The organism is Candidatus Trichorickettsia mobilis, from assembly GCF_963422225.1.
Lineage (GTDB): Bacteria > Pseudomonadota > Alphaproteobacteria > Rickettsiales > Rickettsiaceae > Trichorickettsia > Trichorickettsia mobilis_B.
On the sequence record NZ_OY728607.1, the window covers coordinates 53,355 to 69,763 of the forward strand.

12 protein-coding genes and 1 tRNA gene are annotated in these 16,409 nt (G+C 34.2%); 6 read left to right on the forward strand and 7 right to left on the reverse strand.

All coding sequences use genetic code 11. The annotated features are described in order from the left end of the window. The first annotated feature begins 90 nt into the window (after positions 1 to 90). Positions 91 to 369, forward strand: a complete 279-nt coding sequence (locus R2I74_RS00245; RefSeq protein ID WP_316353050.1) for a hypothetical protein — start codon at positions 91 to 93, stop codon at positions 367 to 369. Here the strand turns inward: R2I74_RS00245 and dapF are convergent. Continuing rightward, positions 366 to 1,184 (reverse strand): diaminopimelate epimerase, encoded by an 819-nt coding sequence (dapF, locus tag R2I74_RS00250; protein ID WP_316353052.1) that lies wholly within the window; start codon positions 1,182 to 1,184, stop codon positions 366 to 368. The genes R2I74_RS00245 and dapF overlap by 4 nt on opposite strands. A gap of 189 nt (positions 1,185 to 1,373) precedes the next feature. Between dapF and dapE the strand changes: the two genes are divergently transcribed. The 5 genes from dapE (at position 1,374) to prfA (ending at position 8,682) form a co-directional block, all read left to right on the forward strand. Further along, positions 1,374 to 2,513, forward strand: a complete 1,140-nt coding sequence (dapE, locus tag R2I74_RS00255) for a succinyl-diaminopimelate desuccinylase (RefSeq protein WP_316353053.1) — start codon at positions 1,374 to 1,376, stop codon at positions 2,511 to 2,513. Positions 2,514 to 2,751: 238 nt separating this feature from the next. Then, positions 2,752 to 2,836: transfer RNA gene (locus R2I74_RS00260), tRNA-Leu, on the forward strand. Between the two features lie 305 nt (positions 2,837 to 3,141). After that, complete coding sequence (gene tig / locus R2I74_RS00265; protein ID WP_316353056.1) at positions 3,142 to 4,473, forward strand: trigger factor; 1,332 nt, start codon at positions 3,142 to 3,144, stop codon at positions 4,471 to 4,473. Positions 4,474 to 4,900: 427 nt separating this feature from the next. Beyond that, positions 4,901 to 7,606 (forward strand): pyruvate, phosphate dikinase, encoded by a 2,706-nt coding sequence (gene ppdK, locus R2I74_RS00270; RefSeq protein ID WP_316353059.1) that lies wholly within the window; start codon positions 4,901 to 4,903, stop codon positions 7,604 to 7,606. Continuing rightward, the gene (gene prfA / locus R2I74_RS00275) at positions 7,603 to 8,682 is read left to right on the forward strand and encodes a peptide chain release factor 1 (protein WP_316353061.1); all 1,080 of its coding nucleotides are present in this window, start codon (positions 7,603 to 7,605) and stop codon (positions 8,680 to 8,682) included. Before ppdK ends, prfA begins: the two co-directional genes overlap by 4 nt. Before the next feature lie 447 nt (positions 8,683 to 9,129). Here prfA and R2I74_RS00280 read toward each other — a convergent pair. From R2I74_RS00280 to R2I74_RS00305, 6 genes are all read right to left on the reverse strand, one after another. Beyond that, positions 9,130 to 9,959, reverse strand: a protein-coding gene (locus tag R2I74_RS00280) for an IS5 family transposase (protein ID WP_316353063.1) whose coding sequence is annotated in 2 segments (ribosomal slippage) — positions 9,130 to 9,569 and positions 9,569 to 9,959 — 831 coding nt in all. Because the reading frame shifts where the segments join, the coding sequence is not laid out codon by codon here. Between the two features lie 60 nt (positions 9,960 to 10,019). Further along, positions 10,020 to 10,454 (reverse strand): hypothetical protein, encoded by a 435-nt coding sequence (locus R2I74_RS00285; protein ID WP_316353066.1) that lies wholly within the window; start codon positions 10,452 to 10,454, stop codon positions 10,020 to 10,022. A gap of 456 nt (positions 10,455 to 10,910) precedes the next feature. After that, on the reverse strand, positions 10,911 to 12,683 hold the full coding sequence (mrdA, locus tag R2I74_RS00290; protein ID WP_316353069.1) for a penicillin-binding protein 2: 1,773 nt from the start codon (positions 12,681 to 12,683) through the stop codon (positions 10,911 to 10,913). Beyond that, on the reverse strand, positions 12,673 to 13,173 hold the full coding sequence (locus tag R2I74_RS00295) for a hypothetical protein (RefSeq protein ID WP_316353071.1): 501 nt from the start codon (positions 13,171 to 13,173) through the stop codon (positions 12,673 to 12,675). The genes mrdA and R2I74_RS00295 overlap by 11 nt, the downstream gene beginning before the upstream one ends. A 94-nt stretch (positions 13,174 to 13,267) precedes the next feature. Continuing rightward, positions 13,268 to 14,368 (reverse strand): rod shape-determining protein RodA, encoded by a 1,101-nt coding sequence (gene rodA, locus R2I74_RS00300; RefSeq protein WP_316353073.1) that lies wholly within the window; start codon positions 14,366 to 14,368, stop codon positions 13,268 to 13,270. Between the two features lie 282 nt (positions 14,369 to 14,650). Then, positions 14,651 to 16,366 (reverse strand): sensor histidine kinase, encoded by a 1,716-nt coding sequence (locus R2I74_RS00305; RefSeq protein WP_316353075.1) that lies wholly within the window; start codon positions 16,364 to 16,366, stop codon positions 14,651 to 14,653. Between the last annotated feature and the right edge of the window lie 43 nt (positions 16,367 to 16,409).

Below are 16,409 nucleotides of genomic sequence, written 5' to 3' on the forward strand. Positions count from 1 at the left end.
ACTTAGGGTACCACTAGCCACCCATGTAAGTTTTGCTAATCAGAAAATTTAAGTAGGACTAGTCATAAAACCATATAAAATAAGCTTTCTATGATCACATTTCGTCTATCGTTATTACTATGTTCATTAATTTGCAGCGGTTGTAGTACGGTTGATTATTATTCATATTCCTGTGATCAATTGCAACAAGCATATCTTAGCGAACAAACACAGTCTAACGAACGTTTAAACTTTCAGGACATGCAAAAACACCCAAAGCAGAACCATAATAATACAGCTAAATTATCTCGTGATTGGAGAAGAGATCGTAATAACCCTACGCTAAGTGCAATTGAACGAGTTGCTACTAATAAAGGATGCAAGTTTTAATTACTAACCTCATGATAATATTTACCAATCGCAACTAAAGTGGCTGAACCAGTCATAATAATATTTGTCTCCTCTCTAGACATGCTCAGACTACCATGCTTAAAAACCACTTCAGCTGCATTATCCATAAATCCTAATTTTACTGACGCAGCAAAACTTACACAAGCACCACTGCCACAAGCAAGAGTGAAGCCAGCTCCTCTTTCCCAAACCGACAAATAAATCTTATTATCGTTAATATAAGCAAAATCTACATTCACTCCATCAGGAAATAATTCATGTTCTTGCAACATTTTACCAACTACCTCCTGATCTTGACTATTTAAATGACTAAAAATCACTAAATGTGGATTACCAATATCAGCACAAATCATTTCTTTGGGATCAAACATATATCGTTCGGCAACACGCCATATCTCCTCACGAGTAGGCATCCATTGCTCATTAAAACTTACTGCTCCCATATTTACCATAATCTGGTCAAAAGCAAGTGCTTGGGCAGTTATTTTTCTTCCGGCAATTCTAATATCAATTTTTTTTTTGTTTGAGTTAATATATAGTAACTTCGCCAGGCATCGTACAGCATTTCCACAAGCTAATGCCTGAGATCCATCCTGATTATAGATTTGCATCTCGTAATAATCTTGACATGAATTATAGATAATAAACTGGTCACAACCTAAGCCCAGGTGACGATCAGCAACTGTTAAAGCTAATAGCTTTAAGTCATACTGCTCAGGCAGAAGTTTAGCATCAATAATAACAAAATCATTGCCTAAACCGTGCATTTTAGCAAAAACTATTTCTTGTAACATTAGAATCTTCGTTATAAATATCTATAAAAATTATGGTGAAGCTAATTGGATAAAAATTTCTTCACAGCGCTCAAAAATAGTAATATACTAAAATGATTTATTATTACTATATTTAAGTATACCAAATAAAAAATTTACGTTCATCTCTCCTTGGCTTAAACTACAAACTATAATATAATTTAAATTTTTATGCTTAATGATACATTAAAACATCTTACAGAATTGGTTAACTGTCAATCCATTACTCCACTAAGTGATGGCTCAATAGAATATATCGAAAAATTGTTGACCCAACATGGATTTTCTGTAATCACTAAAATATTTGGAGAACCTGATTATCAGGTCACAAACCTCTATGCCGTATACGGTGTCAGTAAACCTAATATTTGTTTTGCCGGACATGTTGATGTTGTACCAACAGGTAATCTTGATTCATGGAGTCACAATCCATTTAAAGCAACAAAGGTAGAAGATAAAATTTATGGCCGTGGTGTCGTAGACATGAAAGGTGCCTTAGCCTGTTCTCTTGCTGCAACCATTGAGTTTATAAAGCTAAAACCTAAGCTAAATGGTTCGGTTAGTTTTTTACTAACCAGCGATGAAGAGGGACCCGCAAAATATGGCACTAGTAAAATGCTGCCATATCTTACCAGCATAAACCATAAAATAGATCTCGCAATTCTTGGCGAACCAACTTGTGAGCGCGAGATAGGTGATATTATTAAAATTGGTAGGCGTGGTAGTATCAATTTTACTCTAACAGTTTATGGTATTCAAGGTCATGTGGCTTATCCGGAATTAGCTGAAAATCCTATTCATTGTCTAGTTAAAATAATGCATAATTTATCCAGCTTACAACTAGATTATGGCAGCAAACAATTTTTAGCTTCCAATTTAGAAGTTACTTCAATTGATGTAGGTAATAATACTACAAATATCATACCAGGAACTGCTTCAGCCAAATTTAACATTAGATTTAACGACCTTCATGGAGCAGAATCAATTGTTACCTTGATCAAAAGAATTGTTGAACAACATACGTTGAAATATGAGCTTGTTCCTTCAATATCTGCGAACGTGTTTATCCAGGAGCCAAACCACCTTATTAGCGAATTTGCTAAGATCATACCGCAAATTACTGGTATTATCCCGAAATTTTCGACAAGTGGAGGAACGTCAGATGCCAGATTTATTAAAAATTACTGCCAGGTTGTAGAGTTTGGGTTATTATCAGAAACAGCCCACAAAATTGATGAATATACAACAATTAGTGATTTACAAAGATTATATAGCGTGTATTATAGAGCGTTAGAAAAATTTGTTGGGTAAATCTGTACTAAGGTTATTATTCTTGATTTTTTGAAACAAAAAGATAAGAAAATGATATATATTTATTGATATAGATATATATAAAGTTAAAGAGTTTGATATAGACGAAGGTCAAAATCAAGGAGTGCTAGGAGTCATAGAGCTTTCGGAGCGCAAGCGTACATTTGGGTACGTGAGCACCGCAAATCTCTAGCTGACGACACCGCAATCCGCAGATTTTCACCGAGTATAATATATTGCGGGTGTGGCGAAACTGGTAGACGCACTAGATTTAGGTTCTAACGCTGCAAGGCGTGGGGGTTCAAGTCCCTCCACCCGCACCAAACAATATAGATTTAAAAATATTCTTCTTTCCAAATACCATCATGTCATTGGACTTCTTGAGTTGGATAGACGAAATTTAAGAGAGTATTCAATAAATTGTATCAAATCGTCAAGCTTTGAGGGCTTTGCCTGAAGCAATCCAGTAAAACAGTGGTTAACTGATTGCTTCGACTATAAATGGTCTCGCAAAGACGTAGAGGAGCGGCTCAGCTCAAATGATCAATTGTCAACTTATCCAAACTTGACGCGTAGGTTTATTGAACACTCTCAAATTTAACTTCATTTAGTTAGTAGGTAATTTTTGATGCAAGTTACAGAATTAAAAAAAGATGCTCTAGACTTTCATGTTAGAATTATTATTCCATCAACAACGATTACTGATGAGATTAATAAAGAGTTTGCTGATTTAGCCAAAAAAGCAAAAATGCCAGGGTTTCGTGCTGGGAAAATTCCTCAAAATATCATTAAGCAGAAATATGGTGCTTCCGTTAGAAGTGATGTTATTCGCCACCAAATTAACCAGACTGTTCATGATCTTATTGCAAAAGATAAGCTTAACCTTGCTACTGATCCCACTATTGACGATAGTATCACTGAAGAAGACAAAAATCTTGAATTTACGGTAAAATTCGAGTTAATGCCTGAAATTGTGTTACCAAATTTTAAAGAAATATCAATTGAAAGGCCTACTTTAGAAGTCAAAGATCAAGATATCGATCAACAGCTTAGTGAATTAGTGCAATCTGCTAAGGTATATGCACAAGAAACCGATAAGCCAGCCACTGTTGGTGACCAAGTTACTCTCTCAGCAATTGGATATATTGATGGCGTGGCATTTGATGGTGGTAAACTTGAAAACCATAAACTAGTTCTGGGCAGCAAAGCTTTTATTAGTGGGTTTGAGGATCAATTAATTGGTAGTAAAACCGGAGATCAAGTTACGGTAAATGTAACATTTCCAGAAGATTATCATGCGGCAGGATTAGCGGCAAAACCTGCTATGTTTGATGTAAAAGTTATTGTCATCCATACTGCTGCTATTCCTGAAATTAATGACGATTTTGCTAAAAAATTCAGCTGCGATACTGTAGAAAAGTTACGTGATAAAATTGCGAATGACTTTAAAGCAAGTATGAAAGAACAAATACATACTATATTAAAAATGCGTTTGTTCAATAAACTGGAGCATATTCTGGATTTTGCTGCCCCAACATCTCTTGTAGATAGAGAATATCAATTTTTAAAAACAAAATCTGCTTATAATATTACTGAAGATGCTATTACTAACACTGAAGATGCTAAATTTGAAGAATATTATCAAAAATTGGCACTACGTCGTGTCCGTATTGGTTTATTACTAGCTGAATATGCGCGCATCAAGGATTTAAAAATTACTCAAGATGACATTAGGAAAGCTGTTTTACAGCAAATAAGACAATTTCCTAATCAAGCAAAAGAAGTGATGGAATATTATCAAAAAAACAGGCAGGCTGTTGAAGCGTTGCGTGGCCCTATCTTAGAAGAAAAGGCAGTTCAGCACATCTTTGAGCATGAGCTTTCAATTATCGAAAAAGCATATTTTTTAGAGGAACTAGAAAGCCTTTTAGATCAAGAAAATGATAATGATATCGCTTAATTCTAAAGAGCATTCAATAGACATAGACATCCAGCGTAACCTAGAAATTTGAAGAATTTTTTAAACAAAATGCTGCAGAAGAAGATCACAAGTATCAATAGTACATGCTGCGTCTTGAGTCAAGTTTTGACGACAAAGTAAGCTTCGCGAGTTTCGAAAGAGGTCTAATACCACATACAAGACGTCATCTTTTTCTAAAAACCGTGAACTATAGCTGAAACAGTTGAATTAGCTTAATAAACACTATGTCATCCCGAACTTGTTTCGGGATCTCATGATTGCTTCAGGAGATGCTGAAATGAATTCAGCATGACTTAATAAAATTAAACGCCAATTCAACTGTTTTAACTATATAAATACGATTACTTAGTAATCACCCCATGAAATAACTGTAAAACCATGGCAACCAGAATAATTTAGAGGTCTAATGAATAAATGGATATATTATTTTGGTACTGGAGTTGCTGAAGGTAGTGATGACATGCAACATCAACTTGGTGGTAAGGGCGCAGGCCTAGCTTGTATGTCCAAATTAAGGATGCCGGTACCCCCAGGTTTTACTATCACTACTGAAGTTTGTAATTATTATTATGAACATCATGATATATTACCATTAAGTTTTCATAATGAATTGCAACATAGTTTACAGCGCTTAGAAAAAGATACTGGAAAACTCTTTGGTGGAACTATCAACCCATTATTGTTATCTGTTCGCTCGGGAGCAGTAGTGTCGATGCCAGGAATGATGGATTCTATCTTAAATCTTGGGATGAATGATGAAGTCTGCAATGCTATAATTAATCAAACTCAAAACAAGCATTTTGCGTTTGACTGTTATCGCCGCTTTTTAGAAATGTATGGATCAATTGTATTAAAGATTCCCTATTACTTATTTGAAGATAGTTTTGAGCTAAATAAAACGCAAACAAGTTTACAACAAACCAATGATATAGTTAGCATTGAATCTTTAGAAAAAACTATAGATGATTTTAAGAAAATTATTATCAAATATTCTGGTCAAGAATTTCCTACCGATCCTTATCTACAGCTACATTCTGCCATTGAAGCGGTATTAAGATCCTGGAAAAATGATCGCGCTATTACATATAGAACACTACATGATATTTCAGAAAAATTAGGAACAGCAGTTAACATCCAATCGATGGTATTTGGCAATACTGGCAATCATTCTGCTACTGGAGTAGTGTTTACTCGTTGTCCGTCTACAGGTGAGAAAAAGCTTTTTGGTGAATTCTTAATAAATGCTCAAGGAGAGGATATAGTCGCCGGGACTAAAACTCCAATGCCGATTATGAATAATCATAATTCCATGCAAGCCCTACTGCCTTCTGCCTTCCAAGAGCTGCAAGATCTTTGTCAGCAGCTTGAACTCCATTATCGTGATGCCCAAGATATAGAATTTACGGTAGAGAATGGTAAATTATATTTATTACAAACTCGTAGTGCTAAAAGAACTGCTAGTGCTGCTATTAAAATAGCAGTAGATATGGTACAAGAAAAATTAATCTCAAAGACTGATGCGCTGATGCGTATTGAACCGGAATCATTAAATCAATTATTGCATAGCCGGGTTGATTATAGTAAGCCATTGGAAGTAATAGCTCAAGGTCTACCGGCTTCTCCAGGAGCAGCAACTGGTATTGTGGTGTTTTCTACGCAAGAAGCTGAATTAATGGCTGCACATCATAAAGTAATCCTGGTACGTAATGATACCAGCCCAGAAGATATAAAAGGAATACATGTCTCTGCAGGGATAGCTACTGCTCGCGGAGGAATGACTTCACATGCTGCAGTGGTCACCAGAGGTCTTGGCAAGCCTTGTATATGTGGCATCAGCGGTAGCACTATTGATGAAACCAATAAGGTTTTTAAAATTGGTGACATAATGATTAAACAAGGTGACGAAATCACTATTGACGGCACTAGTGGGAAAGTATTTTTAGGTAGAGTTCCATTAGTTCATCCAGTATTTTCTGATGAATTTATCACCCTACTTGACTGGGCTGATGAGGTTCGTGACTTAAAAGTTAGAGCTAATGCAGAAACAGCACTAGACGCCAAAATGGCTTTAAAATTTGGTGCGCAAGGTATTGGCTTATGTCGTACCGAACATATGTTTTTTGATGCCGATAAAATTCCATTAATAAGAGAAATAATTGTAGCACCTGATATCACACGGCGGAAATCAGCAATAGCAAGATTATTGCCCTTACAAATTGAAGATTTTAAAGAACTATTTCGCATTATGAATGGCTTGCCTGTAAATATCAGATTACTTGACCCACCATTGCATGAATTTTTACCAATACAGGAAGTTGATAAAATAGCCTTAGCAAAAAGCCTAGATCTCCCTTTGGCTATTATACAACAAAGGCTACACGCTTTGCATGAGGTCAATCCAATGCTTGGCCATCGAGGATGTAGACTAGGTATTTCCTATCCTGAAATTTATCAAATGCAGGTACGAGCAATTTTAGGCGCAATTCAAGCCTTACAAGAAGAACCAACACCAGTACCAGTAATTCTTGAGCTGATGATCCCGTTAATTAGCAATGTTAATGAGCTAAAAACACTAAAACTATATATCCAGGAAGTTGTTAATGATTTTCCTCAAATATCAGCACCTATTTTAAATTGCACGAATGAGTCTCCAGAAACTGCTACCATACATTTCACTATCGGCACGATGATCGAGTTACCAAGGGCAGCTTTGCAAGCTGGAATAATAGCTGAAGAAGTAGAATATTTCAGTTTTGGCACTAATGATTTAACACAAACTACTTACGGTATTTCCAGAGATGACATTGCTTCCTTTCTTCCTGATTATTTAGCTCAACAAATTTTTCCACACGACCCATTTATTCAATTGGATGAAGTTGGAGTAGGAGAATTGATTAGCATTGCTGTAGAGCGTGGTAGGTTGCGTAATTCCAAGCTGAAGTTAGGAGTGTGTGGAGAGCACGCTGGTAATCCACAATCAATAAAATTTTTCCATAAATTAGGATTAGATTATATTTCCTGTTCTCCTTACCGCATCCCGATTGCCAGAGTGGCTGCAGCGCAAGCAAAAATATTAGGATCATCCAGGAATAATAATTCAGGAATATCATGAGTTTTATAGACAATCTGGATAAAATTCTACAAAAACATCACGAATTAACGGAAAAACTTGCTAGCGGTATTACTGGCGATGAATTTATCAAAGCTTCAAAAGAATATGCTGAGCTAGTTACTATAGTCTTTACCATCAATCAATATCACAAAGCCTTAGCTGATTTAAAAGATACTCAGGAATTAGCGAGAGATACTAATTTGGATTCAGCGACACAAACGATGATCGAAGAAGAATTACGCACTCTTGAAGGGCTTATTCCAAATCTGGAGCACCAGGTAAAAATTGCGTTACTGCCAAAAGATGAAGCAGATAGCAAAAGTGCAATTATCGAAGTACGAGCCGGTAGTGGTGGTGAAGAAGCAGCGCTATTTGCTGCACAATTATTTAATATGTATCAAAAATATGCGGAATTAAAAGGGTGGAAGTTTGAGATACTCTCTATCTCTGATACTGGAATTGGTGGTTATAAGGAGGCAACAGCTTCTATTAATGGCAATAGTGTATTTGCTAAATTAAAATTTGAATCAGGAGTACACCGAGTTCAGCGTGTGCCTGAAACCGAATCTAGCGGTAGAATTCATACTTCTGCAGCAACAGTTGCTGTATTGCCGGAAGCAGAAGAAATTGATATTAAGCTTGAAGATAAAGACTTAAAAATAGATACCTACAGAGCTTCTGGGGCTGGTGGGCAACATGTAAATACTACTGATTCAGCGGTACGAATTACTCACCTGCCAACAGGCATTGTGGTCGCCTTACAAGATGAAAAATCGCAACATAAAAATAAAGCTAAGGCTTTAAAGATTTTACGCTCTAGAGTATATGAAGCAGAACGACACCAGAAAGAAATGGAAAGATCTTTATCAAGAAAAGGCCAAGTAGGCTCTGGAGACCGTTCTGAACGAATTCGTACTTATAATTTCCCGCAAGGACGGGTGTCTGACCACCGCATTAATCTAACATTGTATAAAATAGATGAAGTTGTAAGGGAAGGGCAATTAGATGAATTTGTTGAAGCCTTAATTGCTGATGATGAGGCTAGAAAACTAGTGGAGGCTAGTATAGCGTTATAGCATCAGCCAGTTGAACATGCTGGATGACCTCAGTTCAAAAAAATTTGTAAATCAAAACAGCTCGCAACCACAACAATGTTGTTGTTCATCTAAGCGTCCTACAAGCGGTGTCTGATTTAATTCAAATTCAAGAAATGCACTACCTATAAAATCTACTTCAGCTTCTATTTTCGATTTTTTATCGTTGTACTCTGAGGTAAAATGTAAATTACCTATGCTATCAGTGGTTAGAACTTTTATTATTCTCGTATCAGCATTTGGTAATCCATTACGAAATGCATTACCTATTCCGTGGATCCATGCAGCAGGGTTAAAAATTTGTACACTATCAATTGCTTTATCGATGTATGATGTACTTTTGCTAAATTTATTTTGAAAACCCTTAAGTGAAAACTCTTGTAGCTTTAGATCCTCTGGACTTGATTCATAATAGACCTCTTTCGAAACTCATTTACCAAGCTCCCAATTATATAAACCAGCAATTAAATTGAACCTAAGACCAAATCTTTTGCGTCTATTTCGATATTTATCAGCAATTATTTTAAAACGCTTTAACATACCGATAACATTTTCATTTAATACTCTGTCACTTGCTAAACTTCTATTATTTTTCTTATCTTCTTTAGTTAAAGCATTCTTTTTACTCTTTTTCTTTGGTAGCTCAGAATTTGTATGAATCTTCTGTAAGCCTTGATAACCAGTATCAGTAATCACTTTAACCTCAGGCAGTATATGGGTTCTTGATTCTTTAAATAATTTAAAATCATGACGCTTACCATTGGAAAAAGAAGTGCATATGACTCGTTTGCTTTTCTTATCTACTACTATTTGAGTCTTTAACGTATGTCTTTTCTTTTTACCTGAGTAATAGTATTTCTGTTTTTTTGGGGTCGCTCTATAGGGCTTTCTGTAGCATCTATTAAAACTAATTCATACTCCATACCGCTTTTAACTAGAGCCTTCTTACCTGGAAGAGCAAAATCCGGATGTTTTATTAGAGTGTCTTCAACAAAACGAATTGTTTTAAATGCACTGCTTTCGCTAACTCCATAATTCTTAGCTATATGAAAATAGGTACGGTATTCCCTTAAATATTCAAGTGTCATTAATAGGCTGTCTTCCATACTAAGACTAGCTCTTCTGCCACCTTGGTACCTCCTATTTATTTGTTTCTCTGTCTTTAAAATCCCTACCATCTTTTCAAATGTACTATTTCTTACCCCTGTTAATCTTCTAAAATGCTCTTCCGATAAAATGCTTAAATTTTTATATCTCATATAGTTCTAAATTAAGTAAATTCGACTTTATAACATATTTAGTCCAGTTTCGAAAGAGGTCTAATGAATATACTTATCACTATTTGATGAAAAAATTACTTTTATTTTTTCTACCCCACGTTTATTGGCACTACTCATCACAGACAATTGATCTTCTTGCAAGCTTAGATTAGTCTGCTTGCCTCCAACCACATTAGTCTCTCGCGGTATGATAATAGTACATTCCTTTACTGGAGCCATAGAATCAGATAAGTGTTCTTTCCATGATAAGTTACTAGTTAATAATTTTGCAGCTTTTGGAGATACAGGCACTACAACCTTTTCAATTCCCTGAAACCGAGCCTTAATTAAACCTGTTTCTACCTTATCTAGCAGTAGATTATTTCTTAACCAAGATTCTTGTCCTATTTGTTCTGCTGATGGCTGCGGAATAACTTTTTCTATAATACTGTTTACCGAGGTGCTTTTAACTTCTTCTATATTTTGTTTTTTCATATGAGCTATACCTTTTTTATAGTTATTTAGCATATATTAAAATAATATGTATTACTTCAATATATTCATATAAAGATATCAAGTCAAATAAATTAAACTAAAAGGTGGAATTTTTTTATTTTATGACCCAATAGTTGTCTAAAATAAATATATCTCATAACTTAATGTCACAGCAAAATTAACCATAGACTCCCTCACAAACTCAAACGTAAAAGAGGTCTAAGTATAATAACTTGCTTTTCATGTCATAACAAAAAATGAACTTAATAAGTAAAAAATATTGAGTTATAAGTTGTTTGTTTACAAAAAATTAACTTCTGAGTTGTATATATATAAATAGTACTTAAATCTATACAAAGTACTTAAGATCACAATCGGAGAAATTAGCGATAATTTCTAGATCACTACTAGATAAAGCTACCGAATTCCTAGGTAATCGGTAGCTTTGACTAATCATTAGCCATGCTTCTGCAAAATCTCCTGGATAATTTTACTTGCAAGTGGTGCTGCTGCTCTGCCACCACTGCCACCGTGATCTACAAATACTGAAATTGCATATTGGGGATCGTTATAGGGTGCAAACCCGATAAATACTGCATGATTACGTTTTTCCCACGAGATAGATTGTCGACTTAGATCATCATTGGCATTCGCCTTTGATTGCACTTGTGCAGTTCCAGTTTTACCTGCAAACTGAAATTTCTCTTCTAGAATACGACTATAATAAGCAGTGCCGCCTAAGCTATTGACCGTTTGATACATTGCTTCTTTGATAAGCCCAAGATGCTCTTGGTTAATATCAATTTGAGTATAATTAGGGGTGTTTTTAGCTAGTCTTGGTGTATAAAGCTTGCCATTATTTGCTATGGCTGCACAAAAACGAGTTAATTGAATAGGGGTAGCTAAAAGAAATCCTTGTCCAATCGATAGGTTTAAGGTATCGCCTAATGTCCAATCTAGTCGTAATTTACTTTTTTTCCATTTTTTGGAAGGAACAAATCCTAGCACTTCCCCTGGTAAATCAATGTCAGTTGGGGTACCAAAACCGAATTTTTTAGCCATGTTAATAATTCGATTGGCACCTATTAATTTTGCAATCTCGTACATATAAGAATTACAAGAACATTTAAGTGCTCCAATCATATCCAAGCCGCCATGCCCTAAACGGCTAGCACAACGGAATCCACTTTTTAAAGCTGGAGTACCATTGCAATACACCACCTTATCTGGAGTGATACCAGCTTCGAGCGCCGCTAGAATAGTAATTATTTTAAATACCGAACCTGGAGGATAAGCATTCTGCACTGCCTTATTAATCAATGGTTTATAGGGATCATTAATTAAACTGTGCCAATATTCTTGTGATAGTTTGGTAAAATTGTTGGGTTCAAAACTAGGGCTAATAGCAAGAATTGGCAGATTACCATTACGGCAATTCATCACAATTGCTGAGCAACCATATTGGTTTAAATAAGGTTCAATTTTGGTATGCAATTCTGCATCAATATTTAAAGTAATATTTTGACCAGGCACACTATTTACTTGTGTTAATTCTCGAATATATTTACCAAAAGCATTAACTTCCATTTGCTTATAGCCAAAACTTCCACGTAGCTCTTCTTCATAATATTTTTCAATGCCTGATTTTCCTATAATAAAATCACGACTACTAACTGGTAATTCTCGAGATTCTTGCTCATTCACTTGTCCAATGTAGCCAAGTATATGTGCGGTTGCATTGTGCACTGGATAAAATCTTACTTGTCCCATATCAATAGAAATAGCACTTAATTTATGTTTATATTCTTCAATAATAGCTATTTGTTCCCAGCTAAGTTGATCAAGAATCATCACCGGCATTCTACGATCAGCTCTTTTTACTTTTTTCTCAATATATTCTTGTTGTTCAAGATTAAGTCCTAAAATTTGACTAATTAATATTAACTCCTGTGAATAGCTTAGTTGACTATTCTTATTCAATAACAACCTAAAACAAAGCTTGTTAGTAGCTAATAATTGACCACTAGTATCATAAATTTGACCACGATTAGGGGGGACTAGTACTAAACTAATCCGATTTTTATCTGATAAAGTAGTGTATTCACTTTTCTTGATACATTGCATATAAAACATTTTGCTTGCGAGTATCGATAGTAATCCTAGCTTACCTGCGCCAAGCAGAAAAGTACGACGTGATATTATTTGATTATGGAATATTTTATTTAGCATGCTTCTTTAAATAGAGTGATGATTTATCAAACAAGATCATTAATAGTGGATAAGAAAAAATAGTCGTTAAATATTGAAATAATATCGTCACTGGATTTAACACAGCTGATGATTTGCTAGTAAAAATTAAATACCTAATAACTAGCGCCAAAAAGGCATAACCACAAAATACGATAAAATTTACCGTGTTTGTTCTAATTATCAGCCAAATGCGTAATTTATTTAATAGCAAATTAGTCAGTAAGAATGTTACTGTACTTGTACCAATAGGAAAATGGTATAGTTGATCAAGGAATATGCCAATAATAAATATTTGCCAATATTTTATTTGATAATTTAAGCTAAAATAATAAATAATAATTATTTCTAATGCCGGAAAAATTTCACTTTCAATACCAAGACGATATAGTACTAATGGCAATAATAATAATAAAAACAAACTTATTATAAAACATAATATAATAAAAATATTAAACAATTTTTTGAACATGGAGTGCATTACTTACAAAACAGTTATAAGTTTAATAATAGTCGTAAACAATGCATAATAACGAACTCCGATTGGGTAGTTTTAGCTAATGCTTTTATAAATTTATGTGTCGGTGTACCTGCACATTCATCACTAAGCCAAACCCTATTAACATTGAAGCCATCATTGTACCACCATAAGATATAAATGGCAATGGCACACCTACTGCCGGCAACATTCCCATCACCATTGCTATATTAATAAATACGTGACTGAAAAAGATTGCGGTTACACCCACAACTATCAGCTTGCCAAAGATACCTTTAGTATTAACCACAATAGTCAGGCAAATTGATATTATTAATGAGTATAGTGTTAATAACCATATCCCGCCAGCAAAACCAAATTCTTCAGCAAAGGTAGCAAAAATAAAATCTGTCTGATGTTCTGGCAAAAAACTTAAATGGCTCTGAGTCCCATTCATTAATCCTTTGCCAAAGGTTCCCCCTGAACCAATAGCAATTTTTGATTGAATTATATTGTACCCAGCATTAAGGGGATCTTTTTCTGGATCAAAGAACACTAATACCCGCTTACGTTGATAATCATACATTAAATGCCAAATTATTGGCAAACTCAGCAGTATACTGACTCCAATAACAATAAATTTCCATAGTCTTACACCAGCTGCAAAAAACATGAAGCCAGCAACAATCAAGGTAATGACTCCTGTACCTAGATCAGGCTGCTTAATAATTAATATAACCGGTATTACTACTCCAATCACTGCCATGCATAATTTTGATATTTTTGTAAGATCTATAATTGGTAGTTGATGAAAATATTTTGCCAGCATTAATACGATCGCAAGTTTTGCTGGTTCTGATGGTTGCACTCTGGTAAAACCAAAATCTATCCAACGTTTTGCACCCATAGCAATAGTACCAAATACTTCAACGCCAATAAGTAATAATAAAATTAAGAAATAGAATAGATAGGCAAATTTAAAAATTATCCTGGGATCAAGAATAGCTATTAAGATGCTAAGCGGCATAAATAAACAAAAATTTATTATTTGCTTATAAGCCCACGGGTATATACTGCCTTCAGCAGCAGAATAAAGTATAATAAAACCACTGCAGCAAAGTACACTAATAATTAATAATAATGTGAGTGGTAATTTAGATAGTAATTCTAAATAATTCGTTTTATACATGCCTAATTATTATAAAAGTGAAGTGTTTACACTGGACAAGGTAGACCAATTTCATTTGATACAGTTATTGAACCATACGCGTCAAGTTAAGGAAAAAAAGACGTAGGAAAGTCTTGCTTGGGCACAATACACCCGTCATTGCGAGACAAAGTCGAAGCAATCCAGAAAGTGGAACGACTATTTAACTGGATTGCTTCGACCACTTAACGTGCTCTCGCAATGACGATGTAGATTCTTTTTCCTTAGCTTGACACATATGATTCATTGAACACTCTCTGATTCTCACTTAGTATTATATATTAGTTTATATTTGGGAAAAATGATCGTTACCTTCGTACCAACATTTGGTTGACTCTTGATTAAAAATGTTGTCTCATGAGCATCAAGCAGCATTTTTACTATTGGTAGGCCAAGACCATATGAATCTATTAAATTATGATTCTTTTTTAAGATAATCCCGTGATTGCTAAGAGCTATTTTTATTTCTTCTTCAGTCATACCTATGCCTTGATCGATAATATCAAGTACCAGACTGTTTGAGATAATTTTAACATCTATAGTAATTATTGTTTCTTCGTTGGAATATTTTATGGCATTACTCAGCAGGTTATTCATTACTTGTATCATACGTCGGCTATCACAAATCAACCCAGGTAATGAATTCGGCATATTAAGATTTATTTTTATTTTTTTCTTATCAGCTCTTGCCTGATTAACATATATAGCTGTTTTTAGTATTTGCGTAATAGAGGTAATATCATTTACGATTTGAAACTTACCTTCAATAATCTGATTCTCATCTAATATGTCAGTAATAAATTTTAATATTACTTCTGCACTTTGATGAATGCCTTTAGCATAATCACAATATGTATCTGATAATGGTCCAAAATATTGTTTAATCATCGCTTCTGATCCAGTGGTAATAAATCCTAACGGTGAACGAATCTCATGAGCTGTAAAAGCTAGGAAATCAGATTTAGCTTTAGTAGCAAGATTTGCAGCAATAGTTGCCTGTTCTGCTTTTTCTCTTAAATAGGTTTCGCGACGATAAATTGAAATTACGATCAACAAAAAAATAGAGACAAATACGGATACTTCAAGAAATTTTTTAATGACGTCATCCAAAATGTTGTTTTTTATTTCATCATCATCTAGATTTACTATTAAGATAAAAGGTAGGTTACTTATTTTTTTTATATAATAATTTACTCCGCTGAGTACATCTAAATATGCTATTTCTTGTTCTGTCTTATTAAAGAAATCAATGCGTTCCAGTACTTCATTTAAATAAGTCGAAATTACGCCATTATCATTAATAATATTATGAATTACTGGTTGAGATTGTGCTATAACCGTATTTTTATTATCTAAAATAATAAAGTTAGTATAATTCTCTTTACTAGCATTTAACCTACGAATTATGGTAGCTATATCATAGCTTAAGACCATGTAGCCAACATACTTGTTATTTTCTGTGTTTTTAGTTCCTGCAATTAATTTAAGACTGTCATTTTTATAAATAGTTTTGCTCATGTAAAACATTATTTGTTCTTGATCACTTAACTCTTTAGTAATGGTTTCCATAAAATCCAATCTTCTTGGATGGGCAATGATTCCTTGAGCACTAGTGACAACTTCACGGAAATTAACATCTACCCAGCTATATTTACGCCATCCAAAGACGGTATTAAATTTTGCTAATTCGCCATAATCTTGCAATACCCTTTGAATATATTGTAAATTCATGTGATAATTACCCAGCTTACGCGTTACAATATTCAAAAAATATGAAGAATAATTTAAATCGGTAGCAAAAACATTGGCTAAGAGCTCAGCTTCTGTCCTAATATCATACATGATACTTTGCTTTTTGCTGGTGTATATTCTGATACAATATATAAACATTACGATTAAAAATACTAAAGTTACAACGAATGTTATAATTCTAATGTTTACATGATAATCAGTCGATTCTTTGCTTAATTTAAAATCCATTTTTATAATCAACTTATAGTTTAATATTAAGGTAATGTCATAA